This is a genomic window from Massilia cavernae, from assembly GCF_003590855.1.
GTDB classification, from domain to species: domain Bacteria; phylum Pseudomonadota; class Gammaproteobacteria; order Burkholderiales; family Burkholderiaceae_D; genus Telluria_A; species Telluria_A cavernae.
Genome location: NZ_QYUP01000119.1, coordinates 142,023 through 155,652, shown reverse-complemented (window position 1 = coordinate 155,652; position 13,630 = coordinate 142,023). Strand labels below are relative to the sequence as shown.

The window sequence follows — 13,630 nt, the reverse complement described above, 5'->3', positions numbered from 1 at the left end:
GGGTCATCGCGCGCCAGCATCCGGGCGAAACGATGGCGGAATGGTTCGTCGAAGGCATGCTGGACGCCCTGCTCGACCCGGCCGATCCGTTCGGCCGCCAGCTGCTGAAGGAATCGGTGTTCTACGTGGTGCCGAACATGAACCCGGACGGCTCCGTGCGTGGCAACCTGCGCACCAACGCCGCCGGCGCGAACCTGAACCGCGAGTGGAATACGCCGACGATGGAACGCAGCCCTGAAGTCTTCATGGTCAAGGAAAAGATGAAGGAAACCGGCTGCGACCTGTTCCTCGACGTGCATGGCGACGAAGGCCTGCCTTACGTGTTCGTGGCGGGCAGCAGCGCGCTGCCGACCTTCACCGCGGAACAGCGCGCGGCGGAGAAGAAGTTCTCGGACGACTTCAAGATCGCCACGCCCGACTTCCAGGACGTGCACGGCTACGGCGAAACGCCTTACACCGCGGAGACCATCACCATGGGCTCGCCGCACATCACCCACGCCTTCGGCTGCCTGTCGCTGACGCTGGAACTGCCGTTCAAGGACAACGCCAACGATCCTGACGCGCAGACCGGCTGGGACGGCGCGCGCAGCGCCCGCCTTGGCGCGGCCGTGCTGCAGCCGATCCTGCAATCGCTGCGTTCGCCAAAGTAAGCCCCGCCGCCCGCAACAAGTAAAACGCCCCGGACCAGCCGGGGCGTTTGCGTTCTGCGTGGACCGCTTACTTGCCGCGGCTTGCGCGGATCATGAAGTCCTGCAGGCTGGCTTCGGACACCGAGGCCCACATGTTCTGGTCGCGGCGGAAGCGCTTCCATGGTTCGTAGATCTTCTTGAACTTCGCGTTCTTCGCGGCTTCTTCATCCATCACGATGGTCGCCTGCTTGTAGCACGCGTCCATGATGTCCTTCGAGAAGGTGCGCAGCTTGACGCCGTTCTTCAACAGGCGCGCCAGCGCAGCCGGGTTCTTGGAGTCGTACTCGGCCTGCATCACCACGTGCGCTTCGTAGGTAGCCACTTCCAGCGCCGCCTGGTATGCCTTCGGCAGCTTTTCCCATTCCTTCACGCCGACGTAGAACGAGAAGTTCGCGCCCGCTTCCCACCAGCCCGGCGAGTAGTAGAACGGGGCCACCTTGATGAAGCCCAGTTTTTCGTCGTCGTACGGGCCAACCCACTCCGCCGCGTCGATCGTGCCTTTTTCCAGTGCGGGATAAATGTCGCCGCCGGCCAGTTGCTGGGGCACCACGCCCAGGCCGGACAGCACCTTGCCGGCGAAACCGGCAACACGCATCTTCAAACCTTTCAGGTCGGCGACCGATTTGATTTCCTTGCGGTACCAGCCGCCCATCTGGGTGCCCGAGTTACCGCCCAGGAAGTTGACGATGCCGTAGCCACGGAAGAATTCGCGGGTCAGCTCGCGGCCGCCGCCCTGGTCGAACCAGCAGGTGTGCTGGCGCGAAGTCAGGCCAAACGGAACGGCGCAATCGAACGAGAAGGTGGCGTCCTTGCCGAAGTAATAGTAGGAAGCGCTGTGGCCCATCTCGACCGTGCCGGCCTGGACCGCGTCCATGACCTGCAGGCCCGGCACGATTTCGCCGCCGGCGAAGGTGCGGATGTTGAATTTGCCACCGGTCAGCTGCGATACGCGCCTGGACAGCGTGTCGGAGGCGGCGAAGATGGTGTCAAGCGACTTTGGGAAGCTGCTGGCGAGGCGCCAGTTAATGGTAGGCAGCGACTGCGCGAGCGCAGGGGAAACGACAGCAGCGGCCGACGCGCCCACCGCAGCCTTCTTGATAAAGGAACGACGTTCCATGTTTTCTGTCTCCTAAAGTTTTTATATCACCGGCAATAGACCAGCTCAGACCTAGTGTATTGCCCAAGGAATAAGCTTGCAACGAAAATATGGAAGCGCAGCAAGTGAATGGCAAAGGCGTGGCTTTCCCTTACGCATAGCTTACATTTGCACGCTTTTGTGGCCTTAAAACAAAAAACGGCAAGCCCTGGAAAGGTACTTGCCGCTTGATTGACCGGATAAAACAGGAAACTCAGCTTCCCGCCACCACCATCTTCTCGAGCAGGATCGATCCGGTCGACTTGTTCCCGCGCGTGAGCACATCGCTGCCGATGCCGACGATCTGCTGGAACATATCCTTCATATTCCCCGCAATCGTGATCTCCTCGACCGGATACTGGATCACGCCATTCTCCACCCAGTAGCCGGACGCACCGCGCGAATAGTCGCCGGTAACGTAATTGGTCCCCTGCCCCATCAATTCGGTGACCAGCAGCCCGGTTCCCATCTTGCGCAGCATGCCCGCGAAATCGTCGCCCTTCTTCGTCAGCGACGACGACATGGTCAGGTTATGCGAGCCACCGGCATTGCCGGTGGTCTTCATGCCCAGCTTGCGCGCCGAATACGACGACAGGAAGTACCCCTGCAGCACGCCGTTTTCAACCACGTTGCGGCGTACCGTACGCACGCCTTCTTCGTCGAACGGCGCCGAACCGATGCCGCCGATGACGTGCGGGTCCTCGACCACCTGGATATGCGAGGGGAAGATCGACTGCCCCAGCGAATCGAGCAGGAAGGTCGACTTGCGGTACAGCGCACCGCCGGACGTGGCCTGCACGAAGGAGCCCAGCAGCCCGGCCGCCAGCGGCGCCTCGAACAGCACCGGGCAGGTGCGGGTGTCGAGCTTGCGCGCGTTCAGCCGCGCCAGCGCGCGTTCGGCGGCATAGCGGCCGATGGCTTCCGGTTTGGACAGTTTTTTTGGATCGCGCACCGAGGAATACCAGTCGTCGCGCTGCATCTTGGCGCCCTTGCCGGCGATCGGCGCCACCGACATGGTGTGGCGCGAGAATGGGTAGCCGCCGGCGAAGCCGCGCGAATTGGCGGCCACGAAGTGCGACTGCTGCACGTAAACGCTGGCGCCTTCGCTGTTGGTGATGCGCGGGTCGACCTCGAAGGCCGCCGCTTCGGCGCGCTGGGCCAGCGCCACCGCCTCTTCGGTGGAGATCAGCCACGGATAGCACAGGCGCAGGTCGCGTGGGCTAAGTTCGAGCATGTCTTCGTCGGCCAGGCCGGCGCAGTCGTCTTCGGCGGTGAAGCGGGCGATGTTATACGCCGCTTCGACGGTGGCGCGCAGGGCGGCCGGGGAAAAATCGGAGGTGCTGGCATTGCCGCGCTTCTGGCCGATGTAGACCGTCACGCCCATGCCCTTGTCCTTGTTTTGCTCGATCGTCTCGATCTTGCCGCGGCGGACCGAAACTGATAGTCCGCTGCCTTCGCTGATCTCGACCGCGGCGTCGGTGCCGCCCTGTTCCCGGGCAAAGCCCAGGACATCCTGCGCGAGTTGCTGAAGCTGGTCCTGGCTATGGATAAAGACGGAATCGTTCATGTCGTGTTTTTCTCGGCTATCCGGTTAAACGGGTATGATAGCAGTCGTTTACTGTTTTTACCGGGAGGCCGTGCGCCTGCCCTTATTCCCTATCATGCCAAATCCAAACCGCGGTGCCTGCGGGTTCCAGTCCAATGAGTTCGAACAAGAGTACGAACGCCCATCCAAATCTGAGCTGAAGCGCCAGATGAGTGAGCTGCAGAAGCTTGGCGAAGACCTGGTGGCCGAACCGCGCGACCGCGTCAAGCGCGTGCCGATGCCGGACGACGTCAAGGATGCGATCCTGATGTGCCAGACCATCACCAACCACGAAGGCCGCCGCCGCCAGATGCAGTTCGTCGGTAAAAAAATGCGCACGCTGGACGAGGAAGAAGTCGCCGTCATCCGCCGCACCATCGAAAGCTGGAAAGGCCTGTCGAAAGCCGACACCGCCGCCCTGCACGCGCTCGAACGCCGCCGCGACAAGCTGCTGGCCGACGACAACGCCCTGACCACCCTGCTCGCCGAACATCCCGAACTCGACATCCAGCACCTGCGCGTCCTGATCCGCAACGCACGCAAGGAGCAGGCCGAGAACAAGCCGCCGAAGGCCTACCGCGAGATCTTCCAGATCCTGAAGGACCTGTCGAAGAAAGGCGCTGCGGCGCAGGCTGGCGATGACGATGGCGAGGGCGAACCTGAAGATGACGAAGCAGACGACGAATAACGACGAGCTGGTGATCGGCCTGGTGTCGGTCTCTGACCGCGCCAGCGGCGGCGTGTACGAGGACAAGGGAATTCCCGCGCTGTCCGACTGGCTGGCGCAAGCCATCACCACGCCCTACCGCATCGAGCCGCGCCTGATCCCCGACGAACGCGCGCAGATCGAAAAGACCCTGGTCGAACTGGTCGACGCCACCCGCTGCCACCTGGTGCTGACCACCGGCGGCACCGGCCCGGCGCGGCGCGACGTCACGCCCGAAGCCACGCTGGCCATCGGCACCAAGGAAATGCCCGGCTTCGGCGAGCAGATGCGCCAGGTCAGCCTGCGGTTCGTGCCGACCGCGATCCTGTCGCGCCAGGTCGCCGTCATCCGCGAAATTCCCGACCACGCGGCGCTGGTCATGAACCTGCCCGGCCAGCCGAAGGCCATCAAGGAAACGCTGGAAGGCCTGAAGGACGCCGACGGCAAGCAGCTGGTCGGCGGCATCTTCGCGGCCGTCCCCTACTGCATCGACCTGATCGGCGGCCCCTACATCGAAACCGACCCGGCGGTCTGCCAAGCCTGGCGCCCGAAGACGGCGCAGCGCCCGGCCCCGGCACCACAAGAAGAGAACTGATGAACGAACTGCTTGAACATATCGAGATCGAGACCGCGCCCAATCCGCAGGTAGCGATCATCTGGATGCATGGCCTGGGGGCCGACGGCAACGACTTCGTGCCGCTGGTGAACGAGCTTGACCTGAAAGGCCTGCCGGGCATTCGCTTCATCTTCCCGCATGCGAAGGTGATGCCGGTGACGATCAACAACGGCTACGTGATGCGCGCCTGGTACGACATCGTCGGCACCGACATCGCGCGCCGCGAGGACGAAGGCGGCCTGCGTTCGTCGCAGCTGGAAGTCGAAGCGCTGATCGCGCGCGAAAAGTCGCGCGGCATTCCGGCCGGCCGCATCATCCTGGCCGGTTTCTCGCAGGGCTGCGCGATGGCGCTGCAGACCGGCTTGCGCCACACTGAAAAGCTGGGCGGCCTGCTTTGCCTGTCCGGCTACGTGCCGCTGTCGGCCAAGCTGCCGACCGAACGCAGCGCCGAAAGCCTGCAAACCCCGATCTTCCTGGTGCACGGCCGCCACGACGGCGTGATCCCGATCGCGCGCGCGGAACAGTCGCGCGACCTGCTCAAGTCGATGGGTTACCAGGTCGAGTGGCACGAGTACATGATGCAGCACTCGCTGTGCCTTGAAGAAGTCAACGACATCGGCGCCTGGCTCAAGAAAGTCATCGGCCCGTCACCAACCACCTGAAGGCAGCACATGAAAAAAACCGGACTGGCAAAAGCCGACGCCAAAAAATTGATGGGCAAGATGGCCGCCCCGGGCGTCACCGGTTTTGGCAACGCCGACAGCGCGGCGCTTGACCGGCGCGAACAGCGCAAGCGCGACCAGGCCCTGGGCCTGGTGCCGTTTGCGGTCAAGCTGAATGGTGACTTGATCCAGCAGATCCACGCGCTGGCGAAGGAACGCGGCACCGACCTGAACGAGACGGTCGCGGACATCCTCGCCAAGGGCCTCGCGGCCTGACCGACAGGAGAACACCATGGCAAAGAAAAAAGAGGAACTCGACGAAGAAACGATGGCGCTGATTAACTGGTGCATCGAAGTCGAGGGATTCCTGGTGGCCGGAGGCGCCACCGTGGAACAGGCCCAGGAGCACATCGAAGAACAGATCGAGTGGTTCACCGACCAGTTCTACGACGGCCTGACGCCGGAAGAAGCGGCCAGGGAAGCCCTGGCGTGAGACCTTAGCCTGATAATTTAGAAGTCTTCCCACTCCTCGCCGGCAGCTCCCGCTGCCGCCAGGCGCTTTGGCGCGGCCTTCTTCGCCGGTGCGCGCACTGCCTGCTGCGCTACCGGGCGCACTGGCGCCGCCTTCGGCGCCTGTTGCGCCTGCTGCACATCCAGCTTGAACACGCTGACCGCGTGGGTAAGGCTGCCTACCTGGTCGCGCAGCGACTGGGCCGCGGCGGCGGCTTCCTCCACCAGCGCGGCATTCTGCTGCGTGACCGAGTCCATGTCGCTGATGGCCTGGGCCGTTTCGTTTCTAAGCAGCAACGAAAACTGCTTGCAAGCTTTCGCGTGGCGTGCCAACGACGCTGTCAGTTTGCTATCACGCGCTCAAGGAAGGCGATGCGCGGGCGCGGCGGGAGCGGCCGTCCGGGCCGCGTTCATCACCATCGCGAGGAAGGTGTAGTAGCCGTTGATGGCCATCAGGTCGACCACGCCGCGTTCGCCGAACAGCGCCAGCGCGCGCGCATACACCGGGTCGCTCACGCGCTTGTGGCGATTCAGCTCGAGCGAGAAGCCGTACACCGCCGCTTCATCGTCCGCCAGAGCGCGCGGCGGCCGTCCGTGCGCGATATCATCGATGACGCCGGCGGCGATGCCCGCCTCCAGCGCGATCGGCGCGTGGATCGCCCACTCTACCTGCTGGTCCCAGTGGTGCGCCACCACCAGGATGGCCAGTTCGGACAGGCGGGTGCCGATGGCGCTGCGGTAGCGCAGGTATTCGCCCAGGCGCTGGGCGTGGTCCATCAGCTCGGGACTGCGCAGCAGCGGCACGAAGGGTCCGTACACTGCGCCGCGCGGACCGGCGATGAGCGCCTGCGCCGCGGCCTGCTGGGCGGCGCTCATGTGCTGCGGATCGATGGGGCCGAGCCTGTCCTGGGTCATGTGAACCTTCGCTGTGGTGACCGAAAAAATATTCGCATAGCTTCCGGGAAAAATCAAAAGAATCGGGCCGCTTCAAGATTATTGTCATCCATCAATCATTTTCAACACCGTGAGGATCCCAGATGACCAACATCATCCACCGCAATCTCCGGCAAAGCCCGCCCGTCGCTGTCAGCGCCAGCGGAATGATCGTGCGCGACCAGCGCTGCAACAGCTACATCGACGCCAGCGGCGGCGCCGCCGTGTCGTCGCTGGGGCACGGCCATCCCGACATCCTGGAGGCGATGCACCGCCAGATCGATATCAACGCCTACGCCCACACCGCGTTCTTCACCACCGAGGTGGCCGAGGAACTGGCGGCGCGGCTGGTGGCCGGCGCGCCGGAAGGGCTGACCGAGGCCTATTTTGTGTCGGGCGGGTCGGAAGCGATGGAGACCGCGATGAAGCTGGCGCGCCAGTACTTTGTCGAAAGCGGTGAGCCGCAGCGAACAAAGTTCATCGCGCGGCGCCAGAGCTACCACGGCAACACGCTTGGCGCGCTGGCCGTCGGCGGCAACGAATGGCGCCGGCGCCAGTTCGCGCCGCTGCTGATCGACGTGCCGCGGGTGGCGCCTTGCTACGAATACCGCGACCGGATGGAGGGCCAGACCCAGGCCGACTACACTGCCTCGCTGCTGCGCGAGCTGGAAGCGAAGATCGTCGAAACCGGCCCCGAGAACGTGATCGGCTTCTGCGCCGAGCCGGTAGTCGGCGCGACAGGGGGAGCGATACCGCCCACGCGCGGCTACTTCCAGGGCGTGCGGGCGCTGTGCGACAAGTACGGCGTGCTGTTCATCGCCGACGAAGTGATGTGCGGGATGGGCCGCACCGGCACCATGTACTCGATTTCGCAGGACGGCGTGGCGCCGGACATCATCACCATCGGCAAGGGGCTGGGCGCGGGCTACCAGCCGATCGGCGGCGTGCTCGCGCAAGGCAGGCTGGTCGACCGGCTGCGCCAGGGCAGCGGCATGTTCCAGCACGGGCACACTTACATCGGGCACCCGGTCGCGGCGGCGGCGGCGCTGGCGGTGCAGAAGGTGATCGAGCGCGACGGCCTGCTGGCGCAGGTGCGCACGCGTGGCGAGACCTTCATGGGCATGCTGAGGAATGCGTTCGGACGGCACCCGCACGTGGGCGACATCCGCGGCCGCGGGCTGCTGCTGGCGCTGGAGCTTGTGGAGGACCGAGAGACCAAACAGCCGTTCGCGCCGGAGCGCAAGCTGCATGCGGCGGTGAAGGCGTGTGCGATGGCCAATGGGCTGATGGTGTACCCGATGGGAGGAACGATCGATGGGCAGAATGGCGACCATATCCTCCTTGCGCCGCCGTTTATTGCGAGCGACGCGGATCTATCGGAGATTGTTTCGCGCCTTGTGGAATCGGTGGATGGGGCGTTGAGACAATCGTCGCCGCGTTAACGACAAACGCGTAGGGCGGATAAGCGCATGCGCATCCGCCTTGCAAGCGTCACGTTGACGCAAACACGGCGGATGCGCGCATGCGCTTATCCGCCCTACGTTTATATCTTGAACGCGACCACTTCCTGCTGCTGCTCCCCCAACCCCGGAATCCCCAGCCTGATCTTGTCGCCGCGCTTGAGGAAGCGCTGCGGCTTGCGCGCATAGCCCACACCCGGCGGCGTGCCGGTCGCGATCAAATCCCCCGGCTCCAGCGTCATGTAGCGCGACAGGTAGCTCACCAGTTGCGCGATGGTGAAGATCATCGTGCCCGTGTTCCCGGTCTGCATGCGCTTGCCGTTCAGTTCCAGGTACAGGTCCAGGTCCTGCTCGTCGTAGATCTCGTCGCGCGTCACCAGCCACGGTCCCACCGGGCCGAAGGTGTCGCAGCCCTTGCCCTTGTCCCACTGCGGCCCGGCCTCGAACTGGTAGGCGCGCTCGGACACGTCGTTCACCACGCAGTATCCCGCCACGTATGTCAGCGCATCCTCCTCGCTGACATGACGCGCGCGGGTGCCGATCACCACGCCCAGCTCCACCTCCCAGTCGGTCTTCTTCGACCCCGGCGGCAGCATGACGTCGTCGTCCGGGCCGGACAGGCAGCTGGTCGCCTTCATGAACACGATCGGTTCCTTCGGCTCCGGCAGACCGGTTTCGGCGGCGTGGTCCGAGTAGTTCAGGCCGATGCCGATGTATTTGCCGATGCCCTTGACCGGCACGCCGAAGCGCGGATTGCCGCGCACCAGCGGCAGCGTCTTGTAGTCGATCTTCGCCAGCTTGCGCAGCGCGGCAGCGCCAAGCACCGAGGCGTCGATGTCGCCAACCGCTGCGGACAGGTCGCGCAGGCGGCCCTCTTCGTCGAGCATGCCGGGCTTTTCCTTGCCCGGGCGGCCGTAACGCACAAGTTTCATTATTTGTGTTCCCTAGTTTTTACCGTTGATTTCGCTCGGCGTCCTGACATCGTCGCCCAATACGTCCTGCACATACAACATCGACACCAGCACCGCCAGCACCGCGGTCAGCGGGGTCGCCAGCGCCACGCCGGCCAGGCCGAACAGGGCGCCCAGCATCACCTGCATCGTGATGGTCAGCGCCGGCGGCAGCGATACCGTCCTCTTCTCCACCAGCGGCTGCAGCAGGTAGCCTTCGGCCAGCTGGATAAACGCGAACAGGCCGACAGTGTACAGCGCCAGCTCGGGGCCGATGGTCATGGCGATCAGCACGCCCGGCACACCGGCCATCAGCGGACCAAGGTAGGGAATGAAATCGAGCAGGCCGGCGATGATCCCGAGGATCAGCGCCAGCGGCACGCCGAGCAGCGACAGGCCGACGGCGGTGGCGGTACCGACCAGCACCATCGAGCAAGCTTTGCCGAACAGCCAGCGCGACAGGGTGGTGCCGATTTCGTCCAGCACTTCGCGCGCGCGGGCGCGCTTGTCCTTGGGGACCAGCGTGACCATGCCGTTGATGTACACGTAGGGCGAGGCGGCGAAGTAGATGCCGACGAAGGTAATGATCAGCACATTGCCCATCGCGCCGAACACGCCGGAGAAGAACAGACCGGCGCGCGGCAGCATCGAGGCAATGGACTCGCGCAGCTGCCCGGCCGACGGCATTTCGCCCACGATGCCCCTCAGGAAGCTGTAGCGCTCCAGCGATTTCTGCACCTGTTCGAGCGAACGCGGGACCATCGCGGCCATCTTGTCGGCCTGTTCGGAAATCGACGGCGCGATCAGCCATCCGCCGCCGCCGATGATCGCCAGCAGCAGCACCACCACGATGCCTAACGCCACTTGGCGCGCGACCGGCAGCTTCGATGCCAGGCGGCGGCTGGCGTCGTATAGCAGCAGCGCGAACAGGATACAGGCGAAGATCAGCAGCAGTGCGCCGGCCGCGAACCATACGGCCGCGAGGACCAGGATGAACACCAGCCCGAGGCCGTCCACCAGCGCCACCCGGTGCAGGAATTTGCGCTCGCTGCGGTCTTCGCCGCCCTTGTCGCGGTCTTCGGAAATGGAGGTTTCGTCGTCCATGGTCTATCGCAATGTCAGCAAGTAGGCGGAGATGTCGCGCGCATCGGTTTCGGTCACGTCCAGCACGGGCATCGGTGTCTGCGGATCGCCGGCCTTGGGGTCGCGGATCCAGCGCATCAGGTTTTCCTGGCTGGGTCGCAGGCGTCAGGCGCGCTCTATTGAAAAAATGCCATTATTTCTTCTTGTATTATATATATCCATCAGGCGTTCGCAGGATCCAGCCGTGCGCGTGTTTTCGATGACGATCGCAGGGCCGGCCGCGGCCATCCTCCGCGCCTTGAGCCTTGCGGCGCTGCTGGCGGCAGCCGCGTTTGCCGCGTGTGCCGGTTTGTTGTGGATGGCGCTGCGGAGGGTGCGCGCGGCCGGTGGCGATCCGGCATTGCACGACTGGGCGGCTTTGGGGGCCGGCATCCTTGCGCTGGCGGGGATAACATGGACCACCGTTCCCCTGTTCCTGCTGGATGGCTGCGGCTGACGCTTATGCTTCGCTGGCGCCGAGGTCCATCGTCACGGCGCCGGATGCGGCCGGCCGGCGCGCCATGAAGAACCTGAACAGCCCGGGTAGCTGGACTGCCACCAGCGCGCCAAACGCCACCTGGTAGGCCAGCGCGGGATAGCGCCCGGCCGCATCCGGCGCCCACATCCCGACCAGCAGTCCGAAGCCCGCCTGCACCAGGAAGGCGCCGACGAAGATCAGGAGGTTGAGGCAGGTGGCGGCACGCCCCGTCAGTGTCGGCGGCATGCTTTGCGCGACGATGGCGTATTCGATGCCGGTGATGGTGCCGATCAGCGTGAACAGCACCGACAGCAGCTGGAAACTGGGCTTCCAGTTGCAGACGATGGCGACCTGCACCACGACGAACAGCGCGATGCCGACGCCGGCCACGTCGAGCGGCTTGATGCCGCGCTTGCCGGCCCATTCCGTCACCATGCCCACCGCGATCGCGCCGAAGATCACCGCCGCCATCGACAGGTACAGCAGGTAGGCCACCGCGGCGTCCGGGAAACGCGCGACGTCGGACAGCCAGCGGCCGATCCACAGTCCCTGGATGCCGAAGAAGACAGCATGCGGCGCCAGGATCAGCGAAATCGTCTTGCGGAAGGCAGGGTCGCGGTAGACGTCGAGGATCGACTGCACCGTCGGCGCCCTGGCCTTGCCCGGCTGCACAGTGCGCGGGGACAGCGCCCAGATCAGGCCGGCGGTGCAGGCCACGCAGGCCGCCAGCAGGATGAACAGGCCGCGCCAGTCGGTGTACTGCAAGGCCATGCGCACCGGCGTGGTGGCCGATGCCGCGCCCAGGCCGCCGACCGCGATCAGGTAGCCCTGCACCGACGGCAGCCGGGTTGGCGTGATCCAGGTGGAGATGGCCTTCACCGCCGACATGAAGCAGCCGCCCAGGCCGAAGCCGATGATGGCGCGCGCCGCCACCAGCTCGGCGAAGCTGCGGCCGCAGGCGAACAGCAGGATGCCCGTTGCTGCGACCATCAGCAGCACCAGCTGCACCTTGCGCGGACCGTAGCGGTCGAGCGCTATGCCGACCGGCAGCTGCACCAGCGCGAACGAAACGAAGAAGGCGCTGGTCAGCAGGCCAAGCTGGGCCGGGTTGAGCGCCAGCGACGCGACCAGGTCGGGCGCCAGCACCGCGTTCACGGTGCGCAGCAGCGCCGACAGGTAGTGCCCGAGCGCGAACGGCAGGAACACGTAGAAGAACACGGCGATGCCAGATAGCCGCGTTCCTTGCTGGTCGGCGCCCATGGCTGGCAGGCTCCGTTCAGGCGGCCGAGTGGGTGCTGCCGCAGGACTGGCCGCCTTGCGCGCGCTGCGCAGCCACCGAGATCGGGATCACCTTGGCGGGCGGGGCGCGGTGGCCGTGCTCGTCGCCGCCGGTCTCGAAGAAGAACTTCTGCTTGCCGAAGGCCGGCACCAGGTGGTCGAGCCAGGTGGCGTTTGGATCGTACTTGGCGAAGAAGGGCTTGCGCACCCAGTCCGGATTGCGGGCCTGCAGGAACTGCAGCGCGAACAGCTTTTCGCCGTTGATGCTGACCACGCCATCGATCACCACCTTGCCGGGGAAGGCGCTCATCGACGGCCCGCGCACGGTACGGGACAGGCCCGACACCATCTGGTACGCCGCCTGGAAAATCTCGTGCGCGCGCGCCAGCGGCAGCGCGAAGTATTCGCTCGGGCCGGTGTCGCGCTCGACGAACATATAGTACGGAATCGCGCCCAGGCGCACGCCGGTGGTCCACAGCTCGGCCCAGCTCCTGGGGTCTTCGTTGATGTGGCGGATCAGCGGACCTTGCATGCGCAGCGTGGCGCCGGTGGAGACGATGCGCTTGACGGCGCGCTGGGCGATCTCGCTGCGCAGCTCCACCGCATGGTTGTAGTGGCCCATGATGGCCAGGTTCTTGCCCGCGGCGACCACCCGCTCGAACAGGCGCATCAGGTCGTCCGAGTCCTTGTCGGTGACGAAGCGCTGCGGCCAGTAGGCGACCGACTTGGTGCCGAGGCGGATGTTCTGGATGTGCGCCAGTTCGGGCGCCAGCAGCGGCTCGATGAACTGGGCCAGCGAGCGGGTATTCATGATCAGCGGGTCGCCGCCGGTGATCAGGACGTCGGTGACGTCCTTGTGGTCCTTCAGGTAGGACACCAGCTCGCCGGTCTCGCGCGCATCGAACTTCATGTCGTCCATGCCGACGAACTGCGGCCAGCGGAAGCAGAAGGTGCAGTAGGCGTGGCAGGTCTGGCCCGAACTGGGGAAGAACAGCACGGTCTCCTTGTACTTGTGCTGCAGGCCCTTGAGCGGGGCGTCGTTCACGCGCGGGACGTTGTGGGTCATCTGGCCGGCCGGGTGCGGGTTCATGCGCATGCGGATGGCGTGCACTTCCTTCGCGATCGCGGCCTCGTCCTTCTTGTACAGCACCAGCTCGCGCAGGGTCTCGTATTCCTGGGCGCGCAGCATGTCGCGGTGCGGGAACACCAGGCGGTAGATCGGGTCGTCCGGGATATTGCTCCAGTCGATCAGCTGTTCCAGCACGTATTCGTTGGCACGGAAGGGCAGCACGTGCGAGACAAGCTGCACGGCTTCCTGCAGCTCGGCCGGCATCCATTGCCACTGGCGCGCCTGGGAAATGGTCTGGCGCGTGTAGGGCTTGAATTTGGCTGGCAGGGTTTCGGTAGTCACGGCAATCTCCTGGTTGGATGGGGAACGTGGATCTCTACCGTAATTCCTAAGCAGGTAGGAATTGACGGCGCGGAGACCATCATAGACTTGCGTTC

16 protein-coding genes are annotated in these 13,630 nt (G+C 64.9%); 8 read left to right on the top strand and 8 right to left on the bottom strand.

Annotated elements, in window-relative coordinates:
* Positions 1 to 650 (top strand): M14 family metallopeptidase (locus tag D3872_RS14545; protein WP_147373888.1); only part of this gene is annotated, 650 nt, incomplete at its 5' end.
* Positions 651 to 717: 67 nt separating this feature from the next.
* Here the strand turns inward: D3872_RS14545 and D3872_RS14540 are convergent.
* Together D3872_RS14540 and pmbA are read right to left on the bottom strand one after the other, a co-directional pair.
* Entirely contained in the window at positions 718 to 1,806 is a 1,089-nt protein-coding gene (locus D3872_RS14540) for a TRAP transporter substrate-binding protein (protein ID WP_119811472.1), read from the bottom strand.
* Positions 1,807 to 2,038: 232 nt separating this feature from the next.
* Positions 2,039 to 3,391 carry a metalloprotease PmbA gene (pmbA, locus tag D3872_RS14535; protein ID WP_119811471.1) on the bottom strand — a complete coding sequence of 451 codons (1,353 nt, stop codon included), beginning with the start codon at positions 3,389 to 3,391 and terminating at the stop codon, positions 2,039 to 2,041.
* A 94-nt stretch (positions 3,392 to 3,485) separates the two neighbouring features.
* Between pmbA and yjgA the strand changes: the two genes are divergently transcribed.
* From yjgA to D3872_RS14510, 5 genes are read left to right on the top strand one after another with little or no spacing between them, the layout of a single operon-like run.
* Positions 3,486 to 4,097: a ribosome biogenesis factor YjgA gene (gene yjgA, locus D3872_RS14530; protein WP_119811482.1), complete on the top strand. Its 612-nt coding sequence runs from the start codon at positions 3,486 to 3,488 to the stop codon at positions 4,095 to 4,097.
* A complete protein-coding gene (mog, locus tag D3872_RS14525; protein ID WP_119811470.1) occupies positions 4,075 to 4,710 on the top strand; it encodes a molybdopterin adenylyltransferase in 636 nt (211 codons plus the stop codon). Before yjgA ends, mog begins: the two co-directional genes overlap by 23 nt.
* On the top strand, positions 4,710 to 5,393 hold the full coding sequence (locus D3872_RS14520) for an alpha/beta hydrolase (protein WP_119811469.1): 684 nt from the start codon (positions 4,710 to 4,712) through the stop codon (positions 5,391 to 5,393). Before mog ends, D3872_RS14520 begins: the two co-directional genes overlap by 1 nt.
* A 9-nt stretch (positions 5,394 to 5,402) precedes the next feature.
* Positions 5,403 to 5,669 (top strand): hypothetical protein, encoded by a 267-nt coding sequence (locus D3872_RS14515; RefSeq protein ID WP_119811468.1) that lies wholly within the window; start codon positions 5,403 to 5,405, stop codon positions 5,667 to 5,669.
* Positions 5,670 to 5,685: 16 nt separating this feature from the next.
* Positions 5,686 to 5,886, top strand: a complete 201-nt coding sequence (locus D3872_RS14510; protein ID WP_119811467.1) for a hypothetical protein — start codon at positions 5,686 to 5,688, stop codon at positions 5,884 to 5,886.
* A 17-nt stretch (positions 5,887 to 5,903) separates the two neighbouring features.
* Here the strand turns inward: D3872_RS14510 and D3872_RS14505 are convergent, their stop codons facing one another.
* Both D3872_RS14505 and D3872_RS14500 read right to left on the bottom strand, forming a co-directional pair.
* Positions 5,904 to 6,200 (bottom strand): hypothetical protein, encoded by a 297-nt coding sequence (locus D3872_RS14505; protein WP_119811466.1) that lies wholly within the window; start codon positions 6,198 to 6,200, stop codon positions 5,904 to 5,906.
* Between the two features lie 63 nt (positions 6,201 to 6,263).
* Positions 6,264 to 6,818, bottom strand: a complete 555-nt coding sequence (locus D3872_RS14500) for a carboxymuconolactone decarboxylase family protein (protein WP_119811465.1) — start codon at positions 6,816 to 6,818, stop codon at positions 6,264 to 6,266.
* Positions 6,819 to 6,940: 122 nt separating this feature from the next.
* On the opposite strand from D3872_RS14500, the gene D3872_RS14495 reads away from it, so the two are divergent.
* Positions 6,941 to 8,278 (top strand): aspartate aminotransferase family protein, encoded by a 1,338-nt coding sequence (locus D3872_RS14495; protein WP_119811464.1) that lies wholly within the window; start codon positions 6,941 to 6,943, stop codon positions 8,276 to 8,278.
* A 101-nt stretch (positions 8,279 to 8,379) separates the two neighbouring features.
* On the opposite strand, the gene D3872_RS14490 is transcribed toward D3872_RS14495, so the two are convergent.
* Both D3872_RS14490 and D3872_RS14485 read right to left on the bottom strand, forming a co-directional pair.
* Positions 8,380 to 9,228 carry a fumarylacetoacetate hydrolase family protein gene (locus tag D3872_RS14490; RefSeq protein ID WP_119811463.1) on the bottom strand — a complete coding sequence of 283 codons (849 nt, stop codon included), beginning with the start codon at positions 9,226 to 9,228 and terminating at the stop codon, positions 8,380 to 8,382.
* 12 nt (positions 9,229 to 9,240) lie between these two features.
* On the bottom strand, positions 9,241 to 10,350 hold the full coding sequence (locus tag D3872_RS14485; protein WP_119811462.1) for an AI-2E family transporter: 1,110 nt from the start codon (positions 10,348 to 10,350) through the stop codon (positions 9,241 to 9,243).
* Between the two features lie 223 nt (positions 10,351 to 10,573).
* Here D3872_RS14485 and D3872_RS14480 point away from each other — a divergent pair, with 223 nt between their 5' ends.
* The gene (locus D3872_RS14480) at positions 10,574 to 10,825 is read left to right on the top strand and encodes a hypothetical protein (RefSeq protein WP_147373887.1); all 252 of its coding nucleotides are present in this window, start codon (positions 10,574 to 10,576) and stop codon (positions 10,823 to 10,825) included.
* A 3-nt stretch (positions 10,826 to 10,828) separates the two neighbouring features.
* Here D3872_RS14480 and D3872_RS14475 read toward each other — a convergent pair whose 3' ends face one another.
* Positions 10,829 to 12,106, bottom strand: coding sequence for an MFS transporter (locus tag D3872_RS14475; protein WP_119811459.1), 1,278 nt, complete (start codon positions 12,104 to 12,106; stop codon positions 10,829 to 10,831).
* 16 nt (positions 12,107 to 12,122) lie between these two features.
* Positions 12,123 to 13,535 (bottom strand): KamA family radical SAM protein, encoded by a 1,413-nt coding sequence (locus tag D3872_RS14470; protein ID WP_370660970.1) that lies wholly within the window; start codon positions 13,533 to 13,535, stop codon positions 12,123 to 12,125.
* Positions 13,536 to 13,630 lie beyond the last annotated feature (95 nt).

What these genes read in the sequence shown, in the direction of transcription:
- D3872_RS14540 (WP_119811472.1), bottom strand. Translation starts at nt 1,806, where the DNA reads ATGGAACGTCGTTCCTTTATCAAGAAGGCTGCGGTGGGCGCGTCGGCC.
- pmbA (WP_119811471.1), bottom strand. Translation starts at nt 3,391, where the DNA reads ATGAACGATTCCGTCTTTATCCATAGCCAGGACCAGCTTCAGCAACTC.
- yjgA (WP_119811482.1), top strand. Translation starts at nt 3,486, where the DNA reads ATGCCAAATCCAAACCGCGGTGCCTGCGGGTTCCAGTCCAATGAGTTC.
- mog (WP_119811470.1), top strand. Translation starts at nt 4,075, where the DNA reads ATGACGAAGCAGACGACGAATAACGACGAGCTGGTGATCGGCCTGGTG.
- D3872_RS14520 (WP_119811469.1), top strand. Translation starts at nt 4,710, where the DNA reads ATGAACGAACTGCTTGAACATATCGAGATCGAGACCGCGCCCAATCCG.
- D3872_RS14515 (WP_119811468.1), top strand. Translation starts at nt 5,403, where the DNA reads ATGAAAAAAACCGGACTGGCAAAAGCCGACGCCAAAAAATTGATGGGC.
- D3872_RS14510 (WP_119811467.1), top strand. Translation starts at nt 5,686, where the DNA reads ATGGCAAAGAAAAAAGAGGAACTCGACGAAGAAACGATGGCGCTGATT.
- D3872_RS14500 (WP_119811465.1), bottom strand. Translation starts at nt 6,818, where the DNA reads ATGACCCAGGACAGGCTCGGCCCCATCGATCCGCAGCACATGAGCGCC.
- D3872_RS14495 (WP_119811464.1), top strand. Translation starts at nt 6,941, where the DNA reads ATGACCAACATCATCCACCGCAATCTCCGGCAAAGCCCGCCCGTCGCT.
- D3872_RS14490 (WP_119811463.1), bottom strand. Translation starts at nt 9,228, where the DNA reads ATGAAACTTGTGCGTTACGGCCGCCCGGGCAAGGAAAAGCCCGGCATG.
- D3872_RS14485 (WP_119811462.1), bottom strand. Translation starts at nt 10,350, where the DNA reads ATGGACGACGAAACCTCCATTTCCGAAGACCGCGACAAGGGCGGCGAA.
- D3872_RS14475 (WP_119811459.1), bottom strand. Translation starts at nt 12,106, where the DNA reads ATGGGCGCCGACCAGCAAGGAACGCGGCTATCTGGCATCGCCGTGTTC.